Origin of the sequence: Streptococcus sp. ST14, from assembly GCF_046098195.1 — a bacterium.
Classification (GTDB): domain Bacteria; phylum Bacillota; class Bacilli; order Lactobacillales; family Streptococcaceae; genus Streptococcus.
On sequence record NZ_JBJUSF010000061.1, the window covers coordinates 1 to 1,291 of the forward strand.

At 36.6% G+C, this 1,291-nt stretch carries 2 pseudogenes; both read right to left on the reverse strand.

Annotated elements, in window-relative coordinates:
* Positions 1-546 (reverse strand): annotated as a pseudogene (locus ACIY19_RS10780) (bacteriocin ABC transporter ATP-binding protein); the annotation flags it as partial.
* A gap of 10 nt (positions 547-556) precedes the next feature.
* Positions 557-1,291: pseudogene (gene blpA, locus ACIY19_RS10785) on the reverse strand (peptide cleavage/export ABC transporter BlpA); the annotation flags it as partial.

A 1,291-nucleotide genomic window follows, 5' to 3' on the forward strand; every position in this document is an offset into this window, starting at 1 on the left:
TGTAATTTCTTGTTCGATGGCTGATGAACTGCTATTGGCAAGATTGGCTTGATTTGAAACTTCGGTGTTAGTCTTTGTGATACCCAGTTCAATATCATGGGATTGTTTAGTAAAATTCATAAAGGTATTATGGTAGCCAAACTCATCCTCGCCAGAAAAAAGATCAGTCGCTTTTTCTAAACTTTGTTTCAAAATTCCAAGTCCTTCTTTTTGCTTCTCAAGTCTTTGTACTTGAGTTTCTAAGGCAGTTTTCTGACTTTCTTCCATTGTTTCAGAGTATTTGATGAGTAAGTCACCTTTTTCAACTACTTGATTTGCCACTAAATGATTAGCTAGGATAGGATTATCACTTGTTGACTGAATAGATGCAATGACACTTGTAGGGGCGATTTCTCCTTGGGAAGTGACAGTAATTTCTTTTGTAGCAACAAGGGAGAAAATCAAGATGAAAGTAAATAGTAATGAAAGAGGTATAATTAACACTGTCGCATAGTTATGGTAACGTCTCTGATAAAACTCAACGCTTCTAAAAAGATTAGGATTCATGACATTCTCCTTATTTATTGAATAGATGATGGTAGAAACCTTGCGCCTGCATTAACTCTTGGTGGCTACCAACTTCAATGATTTTCCCCTGGTCAAGAACAATGACACGGTTGGTTCGTTCGGCTATACTGAGACGATGGGCTACAAAGAGAATGGTTTTATCAGTTAGGGACATAAGATTATCTATAACTTTTTTCTCAGTCAAGACATCAAGACCGCTAGTAGCTTCATCTAGTATTAAAACAGGAGATTTAGTTAAAAGAGCACGAGCGAGAGCGATTCGTTGCTTTTGTCCTCCTGATAGACCAGCTCCATCAGAGAGCTGAGTTTGATAACCCATAGGCATTCTTTCAATGTCTTGACGGATTTCAGCTAATTCGCAAGCTTTTAGAATATCTTCTTGGCTAATCATATGATTACCGCCCAAAGTTAAGTTTTCCAAAATAGAGCCATTAAAGATATAGGCTTGTTGGGGAAGGTAATTAATATGACGGCGCAAGACTTTTTTATCAATGTTTTTAATATCCTGATGATTGATGGAAATATGTCCTTTGTAAGGTTCAAAGAAATTGACAATCATTTTGGCTAAAGTTGTTTTACCAGAACCACTAACTCCAACTAGGCTAACCTTATCTCCTTGTTTAATCGTGAGATTAATACCTGTTAAAGTATCTCGTCCAAAACCATACTTATAAGAAAGGTCATCAAATTCAATATCGCCCATCAAAAAATGTGAATGAACAGG